20 protein-coding genes are annotated in these 22,589 nt (G+C 72.5%); 19 read left to right on the top strand and 1 reads right to left on the bottom strand.

The window, feature by feature from the left end; all coding sequences use genetic code 11:
- Window positions 1–142: 142 nt before the first annotated feature.
- The 19 genes from ACPYO4_RS10365 (at window position 143) to ACPYO4_RS10275 (ending at window position 21,093) form a co-directional block, all read left to right on the top strand.
- Window positions 143–838 (top strand): demethylmenaquinone methyltransferase, encoded by a 696-nt coding sequence (locus ACPYO4_RS10365; protein ID WP_425709158.1) that lies wholly within the window; start codon window positions 143–145, stop codon window positions 836–838.
- A 193-nt stretch (window positions 839–1,031) separates the two neighbouring features.
- Entirely contained in the window at window positions 1,032–2,330 is a 1,299-nt protein-coding gene (locus tag ACPYO4_RS10360; protein WP_425709157.1) for a geranylgeranyl reductase family protein, read from the top strand.
- A gap of 157 nt (window positions 2,331–2,487) precedes the next feature.
- Complete coding sequence (locus ACPYO4_RS10355) at window positions 2,488–2,850, top strand: NADH-quinone oxidoreductase subunit A (protein WP_425709156.1); 363 nt, start codon at window positions 2,488–2,490, stop codon at window positions 2,848–2,850.
- Between the two features lie 64 nt (window positions 2,851–2,914).
- The gene (locus ACPYO4_RS10350; protein WP_425709155.1) at window positions 2,915–3,469 is read left to right on the top strand and encodes a NuoB/complex I 20 kDa subunit family protein; all 555 of its coding nucleotides are present in this window, start codon (window positions 2,915–2,917) and stop codon (window positions 3,467–3,469) included.
- Window positions 3,466–4,185: an NADH-quinone oxidoreductase subunit C gene (locus ACPYO4_RS10345; RefSeq protein ID WP_425709154.1), complete on the top strand. Its 720-nt coding sequence runs from the start codon at window positions 3,466–3,468 to the stop codon at window positions 4,183–4,185. Before ACPYO4_RS10350 ends, ACPYO4_RS10345 begins: the two co-directional genes overlap by 4 nt.
- On the top strand, window positions 4,185–5,528 hold the full coding sequence (locus ACPYO4_RS10340; protein ID WP_425709153.1) for an NADH-quinone oxidoreductase subunit D: 1,344 nt from the start codon (window positions 4,185–4,187) through the stop codon (window positions 5,526–5,528). The genes ACPYO4_RS10345 and ACPYO4_RS10340 overlap by 1 nt, the downstream gene beginning before the upstream one ends.
- On the top strand, window positions 5,525–6,340 hold the full coding sequence (gene nuoE, locus ACPYO4_RS10335) for an NADH-quinone oxidoreductase subunit NuoE (RefSeq protein ID WP_425709152.1): 816 nt from the start codon (window positions 5,525–5,527) through the stop codon (window positions 6,338–6,340). Before ACPYO4_RS10340 ends, nuoE begins: the two co-directional genes overlap by 4 nt.
- Entirely contained in the window at window positions 6,337–7,662 is a 1,326-nt protein-coding gene (gene nuoF / locus ACPYO4_RS10330; protein WP_425709151.1) for an NADH-quinone oxidoreductase subunit NuoF, read from the top strand. The genes nuoE and nuoF overlap by 4 nt, the downstream gene beginning before the upstream one ends.
- On the top strand, window positions 7,659–10,262 hold the full coding sequence (locus ACPYO4_RS10325) for an NADH-quinone oxidoreductase subunit G (protein ID WP_425709150.1): 2,604 nt from the start codon (window positions 7,659–7,661) through the stop codon (window positions 10,260–10,262). The genes nuoF and ACPYO4_RS10325 overlap by 4 nt, the downstream gene beginning before the upstream one ends.
- An 11-nt stretch (window positions 10,263–10,273) precedes the next feature.
- Window positions 10,274–11,638, top strand: a complete 1,365-nt coding sequence (gene nuoH, locus ACPYO4_RS10320) for an NADH-quinone oxidoreductase subunit NuoH (protein WP_425709149.1) — start codon at window positions 10,274–10,276, stop codon at window positions 11,636–11,638.
- A 1-nt stretch (window position 11,639) separates the two neighbouring features.
- Window positions 11,640–12,362, top strand: a complete 723-nt coding sequence (nuoI, locus tag ACPYO4_RS10315) for an NADH-quinone oxidoreductase subunit NuoI (RefSeq protein WP_425709148.1) — start codon at window positions 11,640–11,642, stop codon at window positions 12,360–12,362.
- On the top strand, window positions 12,359–13,351 hold the full coding sequence (locus ACPYO4_RS10310; RefSeq protein WP_425709147.1) for an NADH-quinone oxidoreductase subunit J: 993 nt from the start codon (window positions 12,359–12,361) through the stop codon (window positions 13,349–13,351). The genes nuoI and ACPYO4_RS10310 overlap by 4 nt, the downstream gene beginning before the upstream one ends.
- On the top strand, window positions 13,348–13,647 hold the full coding sequence (gene nuoK / locus ACPYO4_RS10305; RefSeq protein WP_425709146.1) for an NADH-quinone oxidoreductase subunit NuoK: 300 nt from the start codon (window positions 13,348–13,350) through the stop codon (window positions 13,645–13,647). Before ACPYO4_RS10310 ends, nuoK begins: the two co-directional genes overlap by 4 nt.
- Window positions 13,648–13,658: 11 nt before the next feature.
- Window positions 13,659–15,626, top strand: coding sequence for an NADH-quinone oxidoreductase subunit L (gene nuoL / locus ACPYO4_RS10300; RefSeq protein WP_425709145.1), 1,968 nt, complete (start codon window positions 13,659–13,661; stop codon window positions 15,624–15,626).
- A gap of 24 nt (window positions 15,627–15,650) precedes the next feature.
- On the top strand, window positions 15,651–17,360 hold the full coding sequence (locus tag ACPYO4_RS10295; protein ID WP_425709144.1) for a complex I subunit 4 family protein: 1,710 nt from the start codon (window positions 15,651–15,653) through the stop codon (window positions 17,358–17,360).
- Window positions 17,357–18,946, top strand: a complete 1,590-nt coding sequence (gene nuoN, locus ACPYO4_RS10290) for an NADH-quinone oxidoreductase subunit NuoN (protein ID WP_425709143.1) — start codon at window positions 17,357–17,359, stop codon at window positions 18,944–18,946. The genes ACPYO4_RS10295 and nuoN overlap by 4 nt, the downstream gene beginning before the upstream one ends.
- Window positions 18,943–19,938: a polyprenyl synthetase family protein gene (locus tag ACPYO4_RS10285; RefSeq protein WP_425709142.1), complete on the top strand. Its 996-nt coding sequence runs from the start codon at window positions 18,943–18,945 to the stop codon at window positions 19,936–19,938. Before nuoN ends, ACPYO4_RS10285 begins: the two co-directional genes overlap by 4 nt.
- A gap of 239 nt (window positions 19,939–20,177) precedes the next feature.
- Window positions 20,178–20,510 carry a transposase gene (locus ACPYO4_RS10280; protein ID WP_425709141.1) on the top strand — a complete coding sequence of 111 codons (333 nt, stop codon included), beginning with the start codon at window positions 20,178–20,180 and terminating at the stop codon, window positions 20,508–20,510.
- A gap of 139 nt (window positions 20,511–20,649) precedes the next feature.
- Entirely contained in the window at window positions 20,650–21,093 is a 444-nt protein-coding gene (locus ACPYO4_RS10275) for an OsmC family protein (RefSeq protein ID WP_425709140.1), read from the top strand.
- On the opposite strand, the gene ACPYO4_RS10270 is transcribed toward ACPYO4_RS10275, so the two are convergent.
- Window positions 21,003–22,586, bottom strand: a complete 1,584-nt coding sequence (locus ACPYO4_RS10270; RefSeq protein WP_425709139.1) for an MFS transporter — start codon at window positions 22,584–22,586, stop codon at window positions 21,003–21,005. The two genes, ACPYO4_RS10275 and ACPYO4_RS10270, sit on opposite strands and share 91 nt — an antisense overlap.
- Between the last annotated feature and the right edge of the window lie 3 nt (window positions 22,587–22,589).

Here is a 22,589-nt window from a genome sequence, read left to right as displayed (position 1 = left end):
TGGTCGGTGCCGAGAACGTCCCGGTCGGATCCTCGGATGTGCGGACGTCCTCGTCTCTTCCGTGCACGAGTATGGCGTGTCCCGGTCGGTCCCGCCCGACGTCCTCGCAGCAGTGCCCCCCGCACCTGCGAGACTGACGCCCGTGAACCGAGCCGGCCTGGACAAGGACCCCCGTGAGGTCGCGGGGATGTTCGACGACGTCGCGCAGCGCTACGACCTCACCAACGACGTGCTCACCCTCGGGCAGGTCCGCATCTGGCGGGCCGCGTCGAGACGCGCGCTCGACGCCGGGCCGGGGGACCGGGTGCTCGACCTCGCCGCCGGGACCGGCACGTCGTCGGCCGAGCTCGCCGACCGGGGCGTCGACGTCGTCGCCTGCGACTTCTCCACCGGGATGATGTCGGTGGGCAAGCGGCGGCGCCCGGACCTCGCGTTCGTCGCGGGCGACGCCACCGCGCTCCCGTTCGAGGACGCCTCCTTCGACGCGGTGACCATCTCCTACGGGCTGCGCAACGTCGTCGACCACGCGGCCGGCCTGCGGGAGATGCTGCGCGTGACCCGCCCGGGCGGGCGGCTGGTCGTCACCGAGTTCTCCACGCCGACGTGGGCGCCGTGGCGGATGACGTACCGGTTCTTCCTCACCCAGGCGCTGCCGCGGATCGCACGCCTGTCGTCGTCGAACAACCCCGCCTACGCCTACCTCGCCGAGTCCATCGAGGACTGGCCCGACCAGGCCGGCGTCTCGGACGCGATCCGCGCGGCGGGCTGGACCGGGGTGCAGCACCGGGACCTGTCCGGCGGCATCGTCGCCGTCCACCGCGCACGCCGGGCCGGGTAGGCCGCGCGCGGAGGGCCCCACGCAGGGCCGGGCGACGGACCGACGACCCACCTATTACGTGCGGTGAATGTCCCGGAATTCCGGGCAATCTGCGGCGCGACGAGGATCACCCCGGGGGTGCCGAACGGCTCCCGCTCCAGGGCTACGATTCTTCGGGCGGACCGCCCCACCACGCGAACGAAGGAGCTCGACCGTGCCTCCCGCACCAGTCGTCGACGAGGCTGACGTCCTCGTGGTCGGCGCCGGTCCGGCGGGCGCGAGCGTCGGGCACTACATGGCGCAGCAGGGGCACCGGGTCGTCGTCCTCGAGAAGGCTCGCTTCCCACGGGACAAGGTCTGCGGCGACGGCCTGACCCCCCGCGCGGTCGCCGAGCTCATCCGTATGGGCGTGCCCACGCGCGAGGAGGACGGCTGGATCCGCAACTACGGGCTGCGCACGTCCGGGGCGGGCCACCGCATCGAGATCCCGTGGCCGGAGCTGGCCTCGATGCCCTCCTACGGGCTCGCCCGGGCGCGCACCGGGCTGGACGAGACGCTCGCGCGGCACGCCCAGGCCTCCGGCGCCGACCTGCGCGAGGGCGTCTCGGTCACGGGCGCGGTCCGGCACGAGCGCACCGGGCGGGTCGTCGGCGTCACCGCCCGGCCCGTCGACGAGCGCGGCCGCCGGACCGGCGAGGAGGTCACCTACCGCGCCCCCCTCGTCGTCGACGCCGGCGGGGTCTCGGCCCGCCTCGCCACCGCCGTCGGCATCGAGAAGGACGCCGGCCGCCCGATGGGCGTCGCGATCCGCACGTACTTCCGCACCCCGCGGCACGACGACCCGATGATGGAGTCGTTCCTCGAGCTGTGGGACGGGAAGCCGGGGGAGTCGAACCTCCAGCCCGGCTACGGCTGGATCTTCGCCCTCGGCGACGGCACCGCGAACGTCGGCCTCGGCACCCTGTCGCCCACGGCCGCGCCCACGCGGCTCGACTACAAGGGGTTGTTCGCCACGTGGATGCGCAACGTCCCCGAGGAGTGGGGCTTCACCCCCGACAACCAGGTCGGCGAGCTGCGCAGTGCCGCCCTGCCCATGGCGTTCAACCGCACGCCCCACTACGCGAACGGGCTCCTGCTGCTCGGCGACGCCGGCGGGATGGTCTCCCCGTTCAACGGCGAGGGCATCGCCTACGCGCTGCAGTCCGGCCGGGTCGCCGCCGACGTCATGGGGCAGGCGCTCGCCCGCACCTCCGAGTACGAGCGCGTCAAGGCCCTGCGCACCTACCCGCGCATCATGCGCGAGGAGCTCGGCGGCTACTTCACCCTCGGCCGGGGCTTCGCCCACGTCATCAGCCACCCGCGCATCATGCGGGCGTGCGTGAAGTACGGGCTGCCGCGCCCCGTGCTCATGCAGTTCGTCATGAAGCTGCTCGCGGACGGCTACGACCCGCGCGGCGGGGACTGGATGGACCGCCTCATCGCCGCCCTCGCGAAGGCGGCACCCGCGTCATGACCACTCCTCGAGACCTGTTCGTCCGCGCCCGCGCCGATGCCGGACGTGTCGGGACGCGACACGCGAACGTCTACCCTGGAAGCGGGGAACGGCGTGCGCGGCCGAGGACACCGCGCGACGGCTGGACCGCCGCCCCGAGGACGTCGACGGAGGACGTATGACCAACCCCTACGTGCCGCTGCTCATCATGATGGTGGTCGCGGTGGCCCTGGCCCTCGGCGGACTCGGCGCCAGCGCGATCATCGGCCCGAAGAGCTACAACCGGGTCAAGGTCGCCAACTACGAGTGCGGGGTCGACCCCACGCCCCGCGCCCCCTCGGCCGGCCGCTTCCCGGTGAAGTACTACCTCATCGCGATGACGTTCATCATCTTCGACATCGAGGTGGTCTTCCTCTACCCGTGGGCGGTGGCCTTCACCGAGCTGGCCGCCTTCGGTCTCGTCGCGATGCTCGTGTTCATCGCGCTGATCACTGTGCCCTACATCTACGAGTGGCGGCGCGGGGGACTGGAGTGGGACTGACCGACCGCTGACCGTTCGGCACACCCGCCCGCCCCCCGCCACCCTCCTCCCGAAAGGACTGCTCATGGGCATCGAAGAGAAGCTCCCCGCAGGCTTCGGTCTCACCACCGTCGAGGCCGTCGCCGGTTTCGCCCGGTCGAACTCCCAGTGGCCGGTCACGATGGGACTGGCCTGCTGCGCGATCGAGATGATGGCCGCCGGCACGCCGCGCTTCGACATGGCGCGCTTCGGCATGGAGGTCTTCCGCGCCTCGCCCCGGCACGCCGACGTGATGATCGTGTCGGGGCGCGTGAGCCACAAGATGGCCCCCGTCATCCGCAACGTCTACGACCAGATGTCCGACCCCAAGTGGGTGATCTCCATGGGCGTGTGCGCCTCCTCGGGCGGGATGTTCAACAACTACGCGATCGTCCAGGGCGTCGACCACGTCCTCCCGGTCGACATCTACCTGCCCGGCTGCCCGCCGCGGCCGGAGATGCTCATCAACGCGATCCTCGAGCTGCGCAAGCAGATCAAGCACGCGCCGCTGGGCGTCAACCGGGTCGAGGCCGCCCGCGCGGCCGAGCAGGCCGCCCTCGGCGCGACCCCCACCCACGAGATGAAGGGGCAGCTGGCGTGAGCGGGACCGACGCCGGCGGCGACATCGCCGCACCCGACCCGCAGGGCCGGACCGAGCTCGACGTCGTGGCGGTGCGCCGCGGCCAGTTCGGCGTCCAGGGCTCCGGCGACACCTCCGGCTTCGGCGGGCTCGTCGTCGCCGTCACCGAGCCACCGCACGCCGAGCGCCCGTACGGCGGCTGGTTCGACGAGGTCGTCGACGTGCTCCGCGAGGTGCTCACCGAGCAGGGCATCGACCCCGACGCCGCGATCGAGCGCGTCGTCGTCGACCGCTCCGAGCTCACCCTGCACATCGCCGCGGAGCACCTCGTGGCCGTGGCCCGAGCGCTGCGCGACGACCAGGACCTGCGCTTCGAGCTGTGCCTGGGCGTCTCCGGCGTCCACTTCCCCGAGCACACCGGGCGCGAGCTGCACGCCTCCTACCACCTGCTGTCCATCACGCACACCCGCCAGCTCGTCCTCGAGGTCACCTGCCCCGACGCCCACCCGCACATCCCGTCGGTCGTCGGCGTCTACCCGGGCAACGACTGGCACGAGCGCGAGACGTTCGACCTGTTCGGCATCGTGTTCGACGGCCACCCCGCGCTCTCGCGGATCCTCATGCCCGACGACTGGGTCGGGCACCCCCAGCGCAAGGACTACCCCCTCGGCGGCATCCCTGTGGAGTACAAGGGCGCCACCGTCCCGCCGCCCGACACCCGGAGGTCGTACAGCTGATGTCCGCCCCCACCATGCCCAGCGCCCCCGGGCCCGCGCTCGCGGACGAGGAGCCGGACTTCGTCGCCGACGGCGGCGACTGGTCCGACATCGCCGCCGAGGCCGAGCGCCTCGGCGAGGAGCGCATCGTCGTCAACATGGGGCCCGTCCACCCCTCCACGCACGGCGTGCTCCGCCTCATCCTCGAGATCGACGGCGAGACGGTGCACGAGGTGCGGGTCGGCCTCGGCTACCTGCACACCGGCATCGAGAAGAACATGGAGTTCCGCACCTGGACCCAGGGCGTGACCTTCTGCACGCGCATGGACTACGTGGCGCCGTTCTTCCAGGAGGTCGGGTACTGCCTCGGCGTCGAGAAGCTCCTCGGCATCACCGACCAGATCCCCGAGCGGGCCAACCAGATCCGCGTGCTCCTCATGGAGCTCAACCGGATCAGCTCCCACCTCATCGCGCTGGGCACCGCCGGCAACGAGCTCGGCGCCACCACGCTCATGACCCTGGGCTTCCGGGGCCGCGAGAACGTCCTCGACATCTTCGAGCGCATCTCCGGCCTGCGGATGAACCACGCCTACATCCGCCCCGGGGGCGTCGCGCAGGACATCCCGCCCGGCACCGTGGAGTTCGTCCGTGAGCGGCTCGCCGACATCCGGCTGTCCGTCGTCGAGATGATGACGCTGGCGATGGAGAACCCCATCTACAAGATGCGGCACGTCGGGGTCGGCGTCATCTCGCTGCCCGGGGCCCTTGCCCTGGGGCTCACCGGACCCTGCCTGCGCGCCGCCGGCCTCCCGATGGACCTGCGGCGCACCGACCCGTACTGCGGGTACGAGACCTACGAGTTCAACGTCATCACCCGGGACCGGTCCGACGCCTACAACCGCGTGGCGGTGCGCTTCGACGAGTGCTTCGAGTCGCTGCGGATCATCGTGCAGGTGCTCGACCGCCTCGAGGCCTCCGCGGGGCAGCCGGTCATGGTCGCGGACAAGAAGATCGCCTGGCCGGCCCAGCTCTCCGTCGGCACCGACGGCCAGGGCAACTCCCTGGACCACATCCGCCACATCATGGGCGAGTCGATGGAGTCCCTCATCCACCACTTCAAGCTCGTCACCGAGGGCTTCCGGGTGCCGCCCGGCCAGGCGCACGTGGCGATCGAGCACGCGAAGGGCGTGATGGGGGTCCACCTCGTCTCCGACGGCGGCACCCGCCCCTACCGGGCGCACTTCCGCGACCCGTCCTTCTCCAACCTGCAGTCGATGGCGCTCATGAGCGAGGGCGGCCAGCTGGCGGACGTCGTCGTCATCCTCGCCTCGCTCGACCCCGTCCTCGGAGGAGTGGACCGATGACCGAGCAGACCTACGCGCCCGAGCTCGCCACGTCGCTGAAGGCCGACTTCGCGGAGATCGTCGCCCGCTACCCGCAGCCCCGCTCGGCCCTGCTGCCGATGCTGCACCTCGTGCAGTCCGTCGACGGCTACGTCTCCGCCCGGGGCATCGCCGCGTGCGCCGAGGCGCTGGGGATCACCCGCGCCGAGGTCTCCGCCGTCGCCACGTTCTACAGCCAGTACAAGCGCCACCCCAACGGCGAGTACAACGTCGGCGTCTGCACGAACGCGCTGTGCGCCGTCATGGGGGGCGACCAGATCTTCGAGACGCTCTCCGACCACCTCGGGGTCGGCCACGACGAGACCACCGCCGACGGCCGGATCACCCTCGAGCAGCTCGAGTGCAACGCGGCGTGCGACTACGCGCCGGTCGTGATGGTCAACTGGGAGTTCTTCGACAACCAGACCCCGACCTCGGCCACGCAGCTCGTCGACGAGATCGCCGCCGGACGCCCGGTCCACCCCACGCGCGGCGCCACCACGGTCGGCACGTTCAAGGAGATCTCCCGCGTGCTCGCGGGGTTCGAGGACGGCCGGGCGGACGAGGGCCCGGGTGCCGGCGAGGCGAGCCTGCTCGGGCTGCGCATCGCGCGCGCCAACGGCTGGACGTCCCCGCACGAGGGCCACGAGGCCGACCGGCACGCCCCGCTGGCCGAGGCCGCGGGCGCCGCACCCGTCGGTGACACGGGCTCGAGCGCCGCCCACCAGGTGCCCACGTCCGGCGAGTCCGACCCAGGCGCGGCCCGCCGCGCGGTCTCCGAGGAGGACAAGTGACACTCACCAGCCCCGGCACCCTCACGCCGGTCCTCTCCGACATCTGGGACGCCCCGCGCTCCTGGACCCTGGGCACCTACCGCGACCACGGCGGGTACGAGGGGTGGGAGAAGGCCCTGACGATGGCGCCCGGCGACGTCGTCGACCTCGTCAAGGGCTCCGGCCTGCGCGGCCGCGGCGGCGCCGGCTTCCCCACCGGCCTCAAGTGGTCCTTCCTCCCGCCCGCCGACGGCGGACCGCGCTACCTCGTCGTCAACGCCGACGAGTCCGAGCCCGGGACCTGCAAGGACATCCCGCTGCTCCTGGCCAACCCGCACTCCCTCATCGAGGGCATGGCCATCACCAGCTACGCCATCGGCGGCCACCACGCGTTCGTCTACCTGCGGGGCGAGACCGTGCACGTCTACCGGCGCCTCCTCGCCGCGGTCCGGGAGGCCCGCGAGGCCGGGCTCATCGGCACCGGGCTCGGCCCCGACGGCGACTACCACCTCGAGATCACCGTGCACGCCGGCGCCGGCGCCTACATCTGCGGCGAGGAGACGGCGCTGCTGGACTCCCTCGAGGGCCTGCGCGGCCAGCCGCGCCTCAAGCCGCCGTTCCCCGCCGTCGCCGGTCTCTACGCCCGCCCGACGGTCGTCAACAACGTCGAGTCGATCGCGTCCGTGCCCGGCATCCTCTCCCGCGGCCAGGACTGGTTCACCGCCATGGGCACCGACAAGTCGGCCGGCCACGGCCTGTTCTCCGTCTCGGGGCACGTGAACAACCCCGGCCAGTTCGAGGCACCGTTCGGCATCACCATGCGCGAGCTCGTCGAGATGGCCGGCGGGGTCCGCGACGGCCACCGGCTGAAGTTCTGGACGCCCGGTGGTTCCTCGACGCCGATCCTCACCGACGAGCACCTCGACGTCCCGCTCGACTACGAGTCGGTCGGCGCCGCCGGGTCGATGCTCGCCACCCGTGCCCTCATGGTGTTCGACGAGACGGTCTCGGTCGTCCGGGTCATCTCGAGGTGGACCGACTTCTACCAGCACGAGTCCTGCGGCAAGTGCACGCCCTGCCGCGAGGGCACGTTCTGGATGAAGCAGGTCATGCACCGCCTCGAGGACGGCCGCGGGCTGCCCTCCGACGTCGACCTCCTCCTCGAGGTGTCCGCCAACATCGCGGGTCGCTCGTTCTGCGCGCTCGGCGACGCCTCGGCGACCCCCATCCAGTCCGGCATCCAGCACTTCCGCGAGGAGTTCGAGGCCGGCTGCCACACGCCCGCACGGGAGCTCTTCCCCTACGAGGCGTCGGCGATCTTCCACGAGGCAGGTGTGCGATGACCCAGACGCAGGAGCAGGCCGCGCCCGCGGCCCCCGAGCTCGTCACGGCGACGATCGACGGCCGCGAGGTGTCCGTGCCCAAGGGCACGCTCATCATCCGGGCCGCCGAGCAGGTCGGCATCCAGGTGCCGAGGTTCTGCGACCACCCGCTGCTCAAGCCCGCCGGCGCCTGCCGCCAGTGCCTCGTCGACGTCTCCAGCCCGGACCGCGAGGGCAACCTCAAGGCGATGCCCAAGCCGCAGACGTCCTGCACGATGGAGCTCACGCCGGGCATGGTCGTGGCCACGCAGCACACGTCCGAGGTGGCCGACAAGGCCCAGCACGGCATCATGGAGTTCCTCCTCATCAACCACCCGCTGGACTGCCCGGTGTGCGACAAGGGCGGCGAGTGCCCCCTGCAGAACCAGGCGATGAGCAACGGCCGCGCCGAGAGCCGGTTCGTCGACGTCAAGCGGACGTTCCCCAAGCCGATCGCCATCTCCACGCAGATCCTGCTGGACCGCGACCGGTGCATCCTGTGCCAGCGCTGCACCCGGTTCTCCTCCGAGATCGCCGGCGACGCCTTCATCGCGCTCCAGGGCCGTGGCGGCGGCACCCCCGGGCGCGAGGTCCACGCGCTCAACGGCTCCCAGGTCGGTGGCTTCGACGCCGACGTCCTCGACTTCGCCGACGACGGCCTCCCGGACGCGACCGGCGTCCCCTTCGCGGGGCCCGACGGCGTCGCCGGTCTCACCTCCGGCCACGCGACGGCGCCCATGGGCGCCGCGGAGGCCGACACCTCCGGCCGCCCGTTCACGTCCTACTTCTCGGGCAACACCATCCAGATCTGCCCCGTCGGCGCCCTGACGTCGGCGATGTACCGGTTCCGGTCGCGCCCCTTCGACCTCGTCTCCACGCCGTCCGTCGCCGAGCACGACGCCGGCGGCTCGGCGATCCGGATCGACCATCGCCGCGGCGCCGTCGTGCGCCGCCTCGCGGGCAACGACCCCGAGGTCAACGAGGAGTGGATCACCGACAAGGACCGGTTCGCCTACCACTGGCAGGACGCGCCGGACCGCCTGCGGATGCCCCTCGTGCGCGACCAGGCCACCGGCGAGCTGCACGAGACCAGCTGGTCCGAGGCCCTGTCGGTCGCCGGCTCCGAGCTGGCGCGCGCCGCCGCGGCCGGCGGCGTCGGCGTGCTGCCCGGCGGCCGCCTCACCCTCGAGGACTCCTACGCCTGGTCGAAGTTCGCCCGCACGGTGCTGCGGACCAACGACGTCGACCACCGGGCCCGCCCGCACAGCGCCGAGGAGGCCGACTTCCTCGGTACCCACGTGGCGGCGACCGGGCTGGGGGTCACCTACTCCGACCTCCAGCGGGCGGGACGCGTCCTGCTCGTGGCGCTCGAGCCGGAGGAGGAGTGCGGCACGATCTTCCTCCGCCTGCGCAAGGGCGTCCTCGCCGGCACCACCCGGGTGACGACGCTGGCCCCGATGGCCACGCGCGGCACCACCAAGATGCGCGCCGACGTCGTCGAGGTCGCCCCCGGCGGCGAGGCCACGGCGCTCGACTCCCTGGGCGCCGAGCTGGTCGAGGAGCTCTCCGCCCCCGGTGCCGTCATCCTCGTCGGTGAGCGCGCGGCGGCCCTGCCGGGCGCGCTCACCGCGGCCCAGCGCCTCGCCGACCGGACCGGTGCCCGCCTCGCCTGGGTGCCCCGGCGCGCCGGCGAGCGCGGCGCCGTCGACGCCGGTCTGCTGCCGAACCTCCTGCCGGGCGGCCGCCCGGTGGTCGACCCGGCCGCGCGCGCGGACGCCGGCGCCGTGTGGGGGATCGACTCCCTCCCGGACGCGCCCGGCCGTTCGCACCGCGAGATCCTGCTCGCGGCCGCCTCCGGCGAGCTGACGGGGCTGCTCGTGGGCGGCGTCGAGACGCTGGACATGATGGACCCCGCCGCCGCGCTGCGCGCCGTCGGCCAGGTCGACGTGCTGGTCCAGCTCGAGGTCCGGCGCAACGCGATCTCCGAGCTCGCCGACGTCGTCCTGCCCGTCGCGCCGCCGGTGGAGAAGGCCGGCTCGTTCGTCAGCTGGGAGGGACGCGTGCGGCCGTTCGGCCAGGTGCTCGCCTCCCACGCGCTGCCGGACCGGCTCGTGCTCGCCGACCTCGCCCGGGAGATGGGCCGCGACCTCGGCCTGGCCACCCTCGCCGAGCTCCACGCCGAGCTCGCCGAGCTCGACCCGTGGGACGGGCCGGTCGCCGAGCCCACCGAGGCGCCGGCCCAGGTGCCCGCCCCCGGGCCGGGCGAGGCGGTCCTCGCGACCTGGAAGCTCCAGCTCGACGCCGGCCGCGGCCAGGACGGCGAGCCGCACCTCGCCGGCACCGCGCACCGGCCGGTCGTCCGGCTCTCCCCGGCCACGGCACGTGCGGTCGGCGCCGTCGACGGCGGCCGCGTCCGCGTGACCGGCCCGACCGGCTCGCTCACCCTCCCGCTGACCGTCACCCGCATGGTCGACGGCGTGGTGTGGGTCCCCGAGAACTCCCCGGGCAGCGCCGTGCGGGCGCAGACCGGGGCCGGCGCGGGCAGCGTCGTCACCGTCACCAGCACGGAGGTCCAGCAGTGATCGCCCCGGTCATGTCCACCGCATCGGCGCTGCCGACGGCGGACTTCAGCCACGACACCTGGTGGATCTCCCTCATCAAGGCCGTCATCATCGTCGCCCTGCTGCTCACCGGCGTCCTCATGGCGCTGTGGGTCGAGCGCCGCGGGCTGGGCAAGATGCAGACCCGTGAGGGCCCCAACGTCCTCGGCCCGTTCGGTCTGTTCCAGGCGGTCGCCGACGCGATCAAGCTCGTCCTCAAGGAGGACATCCAGCTCAAGGGCGCCGACCGGGTGCTGTACATGCTCGCGCCCGGCATCGCCGCGTTCTGCGCGTTCATGGTCCTCGCGGTCATCCCCATGGGCCCGGCCATCACCAACGGCGCGGACCCCACGTGGTGGACGCCGATGCAGCTGACCGACATGCCGGTCGCCGTGCTCTACATCCTCGCGATCACCGCGCTCGGCGTGTACGGCATCGTGCTCGGCGGCTGGTCGTCGAACTCGACCTACCCGCTGCTCGGCGCCGTGCGCTCCTCGGCCCAGGTCATCTCCTACGAGCTCTCCATGGGGCTCGCGCTCGTCTCGGTCTTCCTCGTGTCCGGCTCGATGGCCACGTCCCAGATCGTCGACGCCCAGACCAACGTGTGGTGGGCGATCTCCCTGCTGCCCGCGTTCGTCATCTACGTGATCTCGATGGTCGCCGAGGTCAACCGCCTGCCGTTCGACCTCCCCGAGGCCGAGGGCGAGCTGGTCGCCGGCCACTCCATCGAGTTCTCCTCGATGAAGTTCGCGTGGTTCTACCTCGCCGAGTACGTCAACATGTTCAACGTCTCGGCGGTGGCCACGACGCTGTTCCTCGGTGGCTGGCGGATCCCGTTCCTCTCGGACCACATCGTGTGGTGGGCCGCCCCGGTCGTCGGGTTCCTCGTCTTCTGGCTCAAGGTCTGGGCGTGCATGTTCGTCATGATCTGGATGCGCGGCACGCTCCTGCGCGTGCGCTACGACCAGCTGATGAACCTCGGCTGGAAGATCCTCATCCCGGCCGCGCTCGTCTGGCTGGTCGCCGTGACGATCATCCAGGGCGTGCGCCAGTTCTCCGACCTCGAGCTGTGGCAGCTGCTCGCCGTCATCGCGGGCCTGCTCCTCGTCGTCATGATCGTCACCTTCCTCCTCCCGGAGAAGAAGGAGCCCGAGCCCGAGCCGGACGAGCCCGAGCCGTTCGACGCGTTCGCCGGGGGCTTCCCCGTCCCGCCGCTGCCCGGGCAGACGCTGCCGCCGTCGCCGCGGGCGGACCGTCGGCGCGCCGCCCAGGCCGGTGAGCCCGTCGTGGCCAGCAGCGCACGGGCGAGCGCCGCCGCGAACGAGACCGCCCCCGACGCCACCACCGAGGAGGCCTGACATGGCTGACGAGAAGCGCCCCGAGCCGAGAGGCCGGATCACGGCGGACGACGTCGTCGTGCGCAACGGCGAGGAGGAGATCCGCCTCGCCCCCGACGAGCCGGGCCCGATCGGGTCCCTGCTCGCGCCCGTCGCCGGGTTCGGCGTGACGATCTCGTCGATGTTCCGACCCTCGCGCACCGTCCAGTACCCGTTCGAGAAGCCGCCGACGCAGCCCCGCTACCACGGCCGGCACCTGCTCAACCGGTACGCCGACGGCCTCGAGAAGTGCATCGGCTGCGAGCTGTGCGCGTGGGCGTGCCCCGCCGACGCCATCTACGTCGAGGCCGGCGCCAACGGCCCCGAGGGACAGTTCTCGCCCGGCGAGCGCTACGGCCGCGTCTACCAGATCAACTACCTGCGCTGCATCTTCTGCGGGTACTGCATCGAGGCCTGCCCGACCCGTGCACTGACGATGTCCAACGACTTCGAGCTCGCCGGACCCACCCGGGAGGGCCTCATCTACGAGAAGGGTGACCTGCTGGCCCCCATGGCCGACGGGATGCTCGCCGCCCCGCACCCGATGGTCTCCGGCGCCACGGACGCCGACTACTACCGTGGCGAGGTCACCGGCCCCACGGCCGAGCAGGTCGAGTGGGTCGAGACCCACCGTCCGGACGACCCCACGCTCGCCTCGGCGCGCGAGGCCGCGTCCGCCGGCGCCGCGAGGGGGAGCGAGCGATGAGCACCACCCCCGTCATGACGGTGCCCGGGGAGATCGGCACCGGCGAGACCGCCCTGTTCTGGGTGCTCGCCACGGTCATGGTGATCGCCTCGACGGGCCTGATCTTCGCCCGGCGAGCGGTCTATGCCGCCGTGTCGCTCATCCTCGTCATGCTCTGCCTCGCGGTGATGTACGTCGCGCAGGGGGCGCCGTTCCTCGGCGTCGTCCAGGTCGTCGTGTACACCGGCGCGATCATGATGCTGTTCCTCTTCGTGCTCATGCTCGTCGGCGTCGACGCCGCGGACTCCCTGCACGAGACGATCGCGCACCAGCGGTGGGTGGCCGTCGTCGCGGGCCTCGGACTGATCGCGGTCCTCGTCGGTGTCGCGCTGCAGGCGGTGGGCCTGACCGAGCCCGCCGGCCTGGCGGCCGCCAACGCCGACTCCAACCCGGTCGGTGTCGCCCGCGTCCTGTTCGGCGACTTCGTGCTGACGATGGAGCTCACCGGCGCGCTGCTCATCACGGCCGCGCTCGGCGCGGTCGTGCTCACCCACCGCGAGCGACTGTCCCCGAAGGTCACGCAGGTCGAGGTCGAGGCCGCCAAGATGAAGACGTTCAAGGAGGAGGGCGGCCGGCTCGGCCAGCTGCCCACCCCCGGCGTCTACGCGCGGTCGAACGCCGCCGACCTGCCCGCCCTGTCCGCCACCGGCGAGCCGATCGTCGAGTCGGTGCCGCGCGTGCTGCGCGTCCGCGGCCAGGAGCGCACCATCGGCGAGGTCAGCCCCGAGACGGTCGCCGCCGTCGCCCGCGCGCGCACCGAGCCGGCTCGCGGCCTGCACGGCGGCGAGGCCACCCGTGGCGTCACGCGCGCCGGCCTGCCCTCGATGCCCGGCGAGCCGGCCCCGACCCCGCTCGTGCCCGGCTCGCCCGGCCGCGAGGTCGCCGCCCGCCGCCGCGCCGCGCGCGAGGCCGCACCGAGAACCGAGACGACCGCCGAGGACGACCGATGAACCCGATGAACTACGTGGTGCTCGCCGGCATCCTCTTCGCCGTCGGCGCCACCGCGGTGCTCGTGCGCCGCAACGCGATCGTCCAGCTCATGGGCGTCGAGCTCATGCTCAACTCGGCCAACCTCGTGCTCATCACGTTCGCCCGCGTGCACGGCGACCTGAGCGGCCAGGTCGCGGCCTTCTTCGTCATGGTCGTCGCCGCGGCCGAGGTCGTCGTCGGCCTGGCGATCATCGTGTCCGTGTTCCGCACCCGTCGCACCGCCTCGGTCGACGACGTCAACCTCATGAAGAGCTGAAGGGAGCAGGAGTGAACGTCCCCACCCTTCACGCCGTCACCGAGGTCGCCGCGCCCGTGGCCGCCGACGGCCCGGCGAACCTGGCCTGGCTGCTCGTCGCCGTCCCGCTCGTCGGCGCCGCCGTCCTGCTGCTCGCGGGCCGCGCCGCCGACGCCTGGGGCCACTGGCTCGGCGTCGCCGCCTCGGCCGCGTCCTTCGTCGTCGCCGCCTGGATCGCCGTCGACATGGTCGGCCGCCAGGCGTCCGACCGCGTCATGGACCTCCACCTGTACGACCTGCTGCCGGCCGGGACGTTCGACGTCTCGCTCGGCATGCGCGTCGACCCGCTGTCGATGACGTTCGTCCTGCTCGTCACGCTGGTCGGCACGCTCATCCACGTCTACGCGGTCGCCTACATGTCGCACGACCGCGACCGCCGCCGGTTCTTCGCCTACCTCAACCTCTTCGTCGCGGCGATGCTGCTGCTCGTCCTCGGCGACAGCTACCTCGTGCTGTTCATCGGCTGGGAGGGCGTGGGTCTCGCGTCCTACCTGCTCATCGGGTTCTGGAACCAGGTCCCCGAGTACGCGGTCGCGGCGAAGAAGGCGTTCGTCATGAACCGCGTGGGGGACATGGGGCTCCTGCTGGCGATGGGCGCGATGTTCGCCGGCCTGGGCACCGTGAGCTTCGCCGGGGTCGCCGAGGCCGCCCCGGGCGCCTCCACCGCGGTGCTCACCGTGATCGGCCTGCTCCTCCTGCTCGCCGCGTGCGGCAAGTCGGCGCAGTTCCCGCTGCAGGCCTGGCTCGGCGACGCGATGGCCGGCCCGACCCCGGTCTCCGCGCTCATCCACGCCGCCACGATGGTCACCGCCGGTGTGTACCTCGTGGTGCGCTCGGGCCCGATCTTCGACCTCACGCCCGACGCCCGGATGGTCGTCGCGATCGTCGGCGCGGTCACGCTGCTGTTCGGCGCGATCGTCGGCTGCGCGAAGGACGACCTGAAGAAGGTCCTCGCCGCCTCGACGATGTCCCAGATCGGCTACATGATCCTCGCCGCAGGGCTGGGCCCGATCGGCTACGCGTTCGCGATCTTCCACCTCGTCACGCACGGCTTCTTCAAGGCCGGCATGTTCCTCGGCGCCGGCTCCGTCATGCACGGCATGAACGACCAGGTCGACATGCGCCGGTTCGGCGGCCTGTCGAAGGTCATGCCGATCACGTGGGCCACCTTCGGCCTGGGCTGGCTCGCGATCCTCGGCATCCCGCCGTTCTCCGGCTTCTGGTCGAAGGACAAGATCATCGAGACCGCCTTCGTCCCGCAGGCCGGCCACGCCGGCTGGGAGCCCTGGGTCTTCGGCCTCGTCGCCCTGATCGGCGCCGGGATCACCGCCTTCTACATGTCGCGGCTGTTCTTCATGACCTTCCACGGCAAGAAGCGCTGGACGACGGCGGAGGAGGGCTCGGAGGTCCACCCCCACGAGTCGCCGCTGCTCATGACCGTGCCGATGATCGTCCTCGCGATCGGCTCGGTCGGCCTGGGGTTCGCGCTCCAGCTCGGCGGCGGGCTCGTCGGCTGGCTCGAGCCGGTCACCGGCCACCACGAGCACGACGCCCCCGTCCTCGCGGTCCCCGTCATCATGGGCGCGACCATCGCGATCGTCGTTCTCGGCGCGCTCGTGGCGTGGGCGATGTACGCCCGCCGCGAGGTCCCCGCGGTGGCACCGGCCGGCAACGTGCTCGTCACCGCCGCCCGCAACGACCTGTACCAGGACGCCGTCAACGAGGGGATCTTCATGCGCCCGGGCCAGCAGCTCACGCGCGGCCTCGTCGAGGTCGACCAGCTGGCCGTCGACGGCGCCGTCATGGGCACCGGCGGCGCCACGGCCGGCCTCGGTCGCCTGCTCGGCAAGCTCCAGAACGGATTCGTCCGCAGCTACGCCGCACTGATGATGGCCGGCACCGTGCTCGCCCTGCTCGCCGTCCTGGCCTGGCGGCTCTAGGCCGAGGGAAGAGGAACAGAACCTGTGAACACCGCAACTCTCCCGTGGCTCACGCTGCTCGTCGCCGTCCCGGTGATGGCCGGCGCGCTGCTCTTCGTCCCCGCGCTGCGCCGGGTCGCCCGGCCGGTCGGGCTCGGCGTCAGCCTGCTCGTCCTGCTCGGCGCGATCGCCGCCGTCGTGACGGACTTCGACCTCGGCGCCGCCGGTGAGCACCAGCTCACCGAGCAGGTCGCCTGGATCCCGCAGATCGGCGCCTCCTATGCGCTGGGCATCGACGGGCTCGGCCTGACGATGGTCCTGCTCACGGCGTTCCTCGTGCCGGTCGTCCTCATCTCCGGCGTCCCCGTCCGCGCGGGCGACGACGAGGCGACCACCGAGCGTCGTACCTCGACCTACGTCGGGCTCGTCCTCGTCCTGGAGGGGATCCTGCTCGCCGTCTTCGCCGCGCGGGACGTCTTCCTCTTCTACGTCCTGTTCGAGGCGATGCTCCTGCCGATCTTCCTGCTCATCGGCATGTACGGCGGGCCCCGCCGCCGCGCCGCCGCGATCAAGTTCCTCCTGTACTCCCTCGCGGGCGGGCTGATCATGCTCGCCGGCGTCGTGGCCCTGTACCTCGAGGGCCCCGGCGGACCCGAGGGCTTCCTCGTGGAGAACCTCGCCGGCACGATGGCCGGCTCGTCCGACTGGGCGGCGCGCCTGATCTTCCTCGCGTTCCTCGTGGCCTTCGCCATCAAGGCGCCGATGGTGCCGGTGCACACGTGGCTGCCCGACGCCGCCGAGCAGTCCCCGGGCGGCGTGTCCACGCTCCTCGTCGGCGTCATGGACAAGGTCGGCACGTTCGGCATGATCACGCTGCTGCTGACGATCTTCCCCGAGCAGGTGGCCTGGGCCGCCCCGGTGATGATCGTGCTCGCCGTGATCTCGGTGCTCTACGGCGCGTTCCTCGCGATCGGCCAGCAGGACGTCATGCGTCTGGTCGCGTTCACGTCCGTGTCGCACTTCGGCTTCATCGTGCTCGGCGTCTTCGTCGGCTCCGAGCTGGCCCTCACCGGCGCGATGTTCTACATGGTCGCCCACGGCCTGTCCACGGCCGGCATGTTCCTCGGCTCGGAGTACCTCGTGCGCCGCGGGGGGACGCAGCGCATCGGCGCCTTCGGCGGCTACCAGCGCGTGGTCCCGGTCCTCGCCGGCACGTGGCTCGTCATGGGCCTGGCCTCGATCGCCCTGCCCGGCCTGTCCGGGTTCTGGGGCGAGTACATGGTCCTCCTCGGCACGTTCGAGGTCAGCTGGGTCGCCGCGGCGTTCGCCGTCCTGGGCGTCGTCCTCGCCGCCCTGTACGTGCTCATGCCCTACCAGCGCATCTTCACCGGCCCCGCACCGCTGGCCGCGACGCCCGCCCGGGCGACGGCGACCGTCGGGGCCGCCTCGGGGAACGCCGCGCCTTCGAGCGGCGCGGCCGGCACCGGGACGGCCGCGAGCGACACCGGTTCGACCGCGAGCGCGGCGCCCGACGACGACGCACCCCCTCGGCCGCTCGCGCTGCCCGACCTCGACGGCCGTGAGCGCACGGTGATGGGCCTGCTCGTCGCCGCGGTCCTCGCCCTGGGACTCTTCCCGGCGCCGGTGGTCGAGCTCGTCCGGCCCGTCGCGGAGCAGACCGTCGTCCTCGCCGACGACGCCGGTGACACCGCCTCCCAGCCCAGCCCGATCACGACCGTGGGGAGCGCCCTGTGACCGCCGCCCTGTCCGCGACCGCCTTCGTCGCACCCACCATCGCCTGGGCGCCGCTCGTCCCGGTGCTCATCGTCGGCGGGGCGGCCGTCGTCGGCGTCCTGCTCGAGGCGTTCCTCCCGCGCACGGTGCGGCGCACCGTGCAGGTGCCGTTCGCGCTGCTCGCGGTCGCCGCGGGGCTCGTCGCCGTCGTGTGGCGGCTCGCGAGCGTCCACGGCGCCGAGGCCCCCACCGAGGTCGTCACCGGCGGCGCATACGTCGAGGACCTGCCGTCGCTGGCGATCCAGGCCGTGCTGCTCGTCAGCTCGCTGCTCGCCCTGCTGGTGATGGCGGACCGCACGGAGGTCCGGGACGGCGCCTTCACCCCGCAGGCTGCGGCCCGCCCGGGATCGGCCGAGAGCGAGGCCGCCACCCGGGCCGGGCTCACGCAGACGGAGATCTTCCCGCTCACGCTCTTCTCGCTGACCGGCATGATGGTCTTCCCGGCGGCCGGGGACCTCATCACGCTCTTCGTGGCCCTCGAGGTCCTCTCCCTGCCGTTGTACGTGCTGGCCGCGACCGCGCGTCGTCGACGTCTCCTGTCCCAGGAGGCCGCGATCAAGTACTTCATCCTCGGGGCGTTCGCGTCGGCGTTCTTCCTCATGGGCATCGCGCTGCTCTACGGGTTCGCGGGCTCGCTGCGCCTCACGGACATCGCCGCGGCCGTCCCGGCCACGCCGGGGCTGGACTCGCTGCTCCTGCCCGGCGTCGTGCTCGTGCTCGTCGGCCTGCTGTTCAAGGTCGGGGCCGTGCCGTTCCACGCGTGGACGCCGGACGTCTACACCGGCGCACCGACCCCCGTCACGGGGTTCATGGCCGCGGCCACCAAGATCGCCGCGTTCGGCGCGATGCTCCGGTTCGTCTACGTCGTGGCCCCAGGGCTCGGCTGGGACCTCGAGCCGGTCGTGTGGACGATCGTCATCCTCACGATGCTCGTGGGCACCGTGCTGGGTGTCATCCAGACCGACATCAAGCGGATGCTCGCCTACAGCTCGATCGCCCACGCGGGCTTCGTCCTCATCGGCGTCTTCTCGCTGACGACCCAGGGCATCGGCTCGGTGATCTTCTACCTGCTCGCCTACGGTGTCGCGACCGTCGGCGCGTTCGGCCTCGTCACCCTCGTGCGCGAGACCGACGCCTCCGGCTCCGTCACCGGCGAGGCCACGCACATCGAGCAGTGGGCCGGCATCGGGCGGCGCCGACCGGCGCTCGCGGTGGCCATGCTCGTCTTCCTGCTGTCCTTCGCGGGCATCCCCCTCACCGCCGGCTTCGTCGGGAAGTTCGCCGTGTTCAGCGCCGGAATCGCGGGCGGCGGGGCGATCCTCGTGGTGCTCGCCGTCCTGGCGTCGGCCGCTACCGCGTTCTTCTACTTCCGCCTCGTCCAGCTCATGTTCTTCGAGGAGCCCAAGGAGCAGGGCGTGACGGTCGTGTCCTCCGAGGGCCTGACGATCGTCGCCGTCGTCGTGTGCGCCGTCGCCACGATCGCGCTCGGCGTCTACCCTGGTCCGGTGCTCGAGCTCCTGACCGACGCGGCGGTCTTCGTCCTGTGACCCGGCTCGAGCTCCTCTCCGCCCGCCTCGATCAGGTCGACCCCGCCCTGACCGAGGTCGAGGAGCGCCTGGCGGCGGCCGTGCGCGGCGCCGACCGGCTGACCGAGGAGCCGGCCGCCCACCTGTCCGACGCCGGGGGCAAGCGCCTGCGCCCGCTGCTCACGATCGTCACCGCCCAGCTCGGGTCGGGCGTCGGCGACGAGGTCGTCCGCGCGGCCGTCGCGGTCGAGCTCACCCACCTGGCCACGCTCTACCACGACGACATCATGGACTCGGCCGAGGTGCGCCGCGGGGTGCCCGCCGCGCACGTGGTCTGGGGCAACAACGTCGCCGTCCTCACCGGGGACCTGCTGTTCGCCCGGGCGTCCTCCCTCGTGGCTTCCCTCGGCGCCGAGGCGGTCATGCTGCACGCGGCCACGTTCGAGCGCCTCTGCCTCGGGCAGCTCCACGAGACCGTGGGCCCCGACGAGGGGTCGGACGAGATCGAGCACTACCTGAGGGTGCTCGCGGACAAGACGGGATCGCTCATCGCGGCCTCCGCCTTCTACGGCGCGCGTTTCTCCGGTGCGGAGGCGCACCTGGCCGACGCCGTGTCGACCTTCGGGGAGAAGGTCGGCGTGGCGTTCCAGCTCGCCGACGACGTCATCGACGTCGCCTCCGACACGGCGGAGTCCGGCAAGGTCCCCGGCACCGACCTTCGCGAGGGCGTCGCGACGATGCCGGTACTGCTCCTGCGCGCACGGCGCGCGGCCGGCACGCTCGACCCGGCGGGGGAGCGGGCCCTGGCCCTGCTCGACGGCGACCTGTCCGGCGACGCCGAGCTCGCCGCCGCGGTCGAGGCCCTGCGCGCGCACGAGGTCATGGCGGAGTCCCGCGCGATCGCGCGGCGCTGGGCCGACGACGCCGTCGCCGAGCTCGCGGTCCTGCCCGACGGCGAGGTGAAGGACGCCCTCACCGACCTCGCCACGATGCTCGTCGACCGCATCTCCTGACGAGCGAGCGGACTTCTGCTCCACGAATGAGCGCGGTTCTGCTCGCCGCGCGTGATGGTGAGCGCGGTGCTGCCCGCCGCTGTCGCGCCGGGACCCCCGGCGCCGCGGCTCCGGTTCGCCGAGCTCGACCTCGGTCAGGCGGTCGAGGTCCGCACCTGCTCTGTCGTGCGTCTGCCGATCCAGACCCCGCTCTTCCGCCACAATGGGGGATCAACGGTCTGACCGGATGAAGGGGCCCCATGCCGTTCGAGAAGAAGTACAGCGACGAGCTGCGCGAGGCAGCCGTACGCCGCGTGGTCGAACGGCGCGAGGCCGAGCCGGGCAACAGGGCGATCTTCCGCGAGGTGGCGGAGGAGTTCGAGGTGGGGGAGCAGTCCCTTCGTCTGTGGGCCAAGCGGCTCGACGACGGCATGTTCGACGCGAGCTCGCGGGCACGGTGGCGGCAGGCCCCCAAGGAGGATCTCGTCGCACGTGTCGCGGAGCTGGAGGGGGCGCTCGCACGGGCCGAGGAGGAGATCGAGATCCTCAAACGGGCCTCGGCGATCTTCGCCGCCGAGATCGCCCGGCGCTGACCGCCCGTCGGTGACCCTCCCGCGCCTCCCTCACGCCGGCGTCCCGGCATCTGGACCTGCGGGGGCATGTCCGGGTGGGGGCGGCACGCGTCGGAGCAGACTGCCGGTGAACCGCCCGACCCGAGCGTGAGGAGCACCGATGTCCGGACTCGACTACTCCAGTGCCGTGACCGTGTGTACCACCGCCGTCCGTGGCCGGTTCACCGTGCAGGGCGAGGGCTTCGCCCTGCTGGCCGACGGGTCGGTGGCCACCGGGGGCCCGGGCAGGGCGCCGGGGCCGCTCGACCTGCTCGTCTCGGCACTCACGGTCAACCTCGTCAACACGCTGCGCAGCGGGGCAAGCCCCGACGCCGATCCCGAGGACGACCTCTCGGTCCAGGTCCGCGCTCGCACGACGCGCTATCACCGCGGGCGCATCAAGGCCGGCCGGCTCCTCGTCGAGGTCGTCGTGGCGGGACTCGACGAGATCGACACGGCCGCTCTGGTCGAGCGCTACCGGGAGGGCTGCCGCATCCTGCCCGCGGTCGAGACGGTCCTCGACGTCGAGATCCGGTCCGTGCCCGCCTCCGCGATGGCCGCCTGACCCGCCTGACCCGCCCGACCGGCCGGACGGTCGCCGCGGATGGCGAGGGCGGCGCGGCCAGCATCGCCGGCGCGCTGCCGACGGAGGTCGACCAGTGCGACCGCGAGGGAGGCGAGCAGGAAGCACATCGCCACGGCAGTCGCCCGGAGGGTCGCGCCGAGGTGGGCGGCGGGAGGAGCGTCGGACACGCTCCACCCGCCGCCGTAGATCACGGTGAAGTAGGCGACCGACGCGGCCGCCACGCCGAAGCTGTTCGCCACCCGCTGGCCCAGCTGTCCGACGGCTCCGGCTGCGCTGCCCTGGGCCGGTGGGACGTCGGCGAGCATCTGGGCGTGATTCGGCGAGACGACCATGCCCGTGCCCACGCCGGAGACCAGCTGGAGGGCCGACACCGCGGCGAGCAGGGCGGTACCCGGCAGGTCGCCGTGCAGGAGCACCACGACGGCGGCCATGGCGAGGAGCGTCAGCGTCATGCCGAGCGCGGTGAGCCGGCGGCCCCACCGCGTGACGGTGCGACCGCCGATGTCCGCGCCCACCGCGGAGCCGACGGCGGCGGGCAGCAGGACGAGCCCCGCGAGCAGGGGGCTGAGGTGCTCGACCTGCTGCAGGTAGATCGTCAGGGCCAGCGAGGCGCCCGGCACCGCGGCGAACCACGTGGCCGAGATGAGCACGCCGTTGCGGAACGACGGCAGCGCGAGCAGCGCGGGACTGATGAGGGGGGAGCGGCCTGCGGCGGCCCGCGTACGGGTGCGCAGGACGAACGTGGTCGCCAGCGCGGCGGCCGGGACGAGGAGCAGCCAGCGCCCGGGCGAGTCGACCGGACGCCCCGTCGTGAGGACGACAGGGAGGAGGAAACCGACCAGGGCGCCGGACAGCAGGACGACACCACCGTGATCGAGATCGGGCCGGCGCCTCGTCGGGCGGGGCTGGTCGACGGCGCTGAGCAGGAGGTGCGCGGCAAGGACGAGGACGAGGCCGACCGGGAGGTTCATCGCGAACACGCCGCGCCACCCGAACATGCCGGGAAGCAGGAAGAGCCCACCCACGCTGGGGCCGAGCGCCGTCGCGCAGGCGACGCACACGCCGTACACGCCGAAGGCTCGTGCGCGGGCCGGTCCGGTGAACCGCCCCTGGACGATGCCCATCATCTGCGGCATCAGCAGACCCGCCGAGACCCCGAGCAGGGCGCGTCCGACGATGACCGTGTCGGCGTTCGGCGCGATCGTGCACACCACGCTCGAGACGAGGTATCCGTAGAGGCCGATGAGCGCAAGTCGGCGGCGCCATCCGTGGTCCCCGAGACGCCCGGCCGGGACGAGCGTGACGGCGAAGAGGACGACGTACGCGGCCGAGACGAGCTGGAGCCGGACCGGGCCGGGATCGAGGGCCGCGTCGATCGACGGGATCGCGATCGAGATCTTGTGCAGGTCCAGGAGCAGCATCCCGGCCGTGAACCCGCAGAACAGGATGAGGACACGGTCGCGTACGGGCACGGG

Source organism: Georgenia sp. Z1491 (assembly GCF_049856175.1).
In the GTDB taxonomy this organism is placed as follows: domain Bacteria; phylum Actinomycetota; class Actinomycetes; order Actinomycetales; family Actinomycetaceae; genus JB111.
The sequence above is the reverse complement of the archived record's forward strand: the minus strand, read 5'-3'. Positions and strand labels throughout refer to the sequence as shown.

Coding starts and splice junctions, on each gene's coding strand:
- ACPYO4_RS10355 (WP_425709156.1), top strand. CDS start 2,488: ATGACCAACCCCTACGTGCCGCTGCTCATCATGATGGTGGTCGCGGTG.
- ACPYO4_RS10350 (WP_425709155.1), top strand. CDS start 2,915: ATGGGCATCGAAGAGAAGCTCCCCGCAGGCTTCGGTCTCACCACCGTC.
- ACPYO4_RS10340 (WP_425709153.1), top strand. CDS start 4,185: ATGTCCGCCCCCACCATGCCCAGCGCCCCCGGGCCCGCGCTCGCGGAC.
- nuoE (WP_425709152.1), top strand. CDS start 5,525: ATGACCGAGCAGACCTACGCGCCCGAGCTCGCCACGTCGCTGAAGGCC.
- ACPYO4_RS10325 (WP_425709150.1), top strand. CDS start 7,659: ATGACCCAGACGCAGGAGCAGGCCGCGCCCGCGGCCCCCGAGCTCGTC.
- nuoH (WP_425709149.1), top strand. CDS start 10,274: ATGTCCACCGCATCGGCGCTGCCGACGGCGGACTTCAGCCACGACACC.
- nuoI (WP_425709148.1), top strand. CDS start 11,640: ATGGCTGACGAGAAGCGCCCCGAGCCGAGAGGCCGGATCACGGCGGAC.
- ACPYO4_RS10310 (WP_425709147.1), top strand. CDS start 12,359: ATGAGCACCACCCCCGTCATGACGGTGCCCGGGGAGATCGGCACCGGC.
- nuoK (WP_425709146.1), top strand. CDS start 13,348: ATGAACCCGATGAACTACGTGGTGCTCGCCGGCATCCTCTTCGCCGTC.
- ACPYO4_RS10280 (WP_425709141.1), top strand. CDS start 20,178: ATGCCGTTCGAGAAGAAGTACAGCGACGAGCTGCGCGAGGCAGCCGTA.
- ACPYO4_RS10275 (WP_425709140.1), top strand. CDS start 20,650: ATGTCCGGACTCGACTACTCCAGTGCCGTGACCGTGTGTACCACCGCC.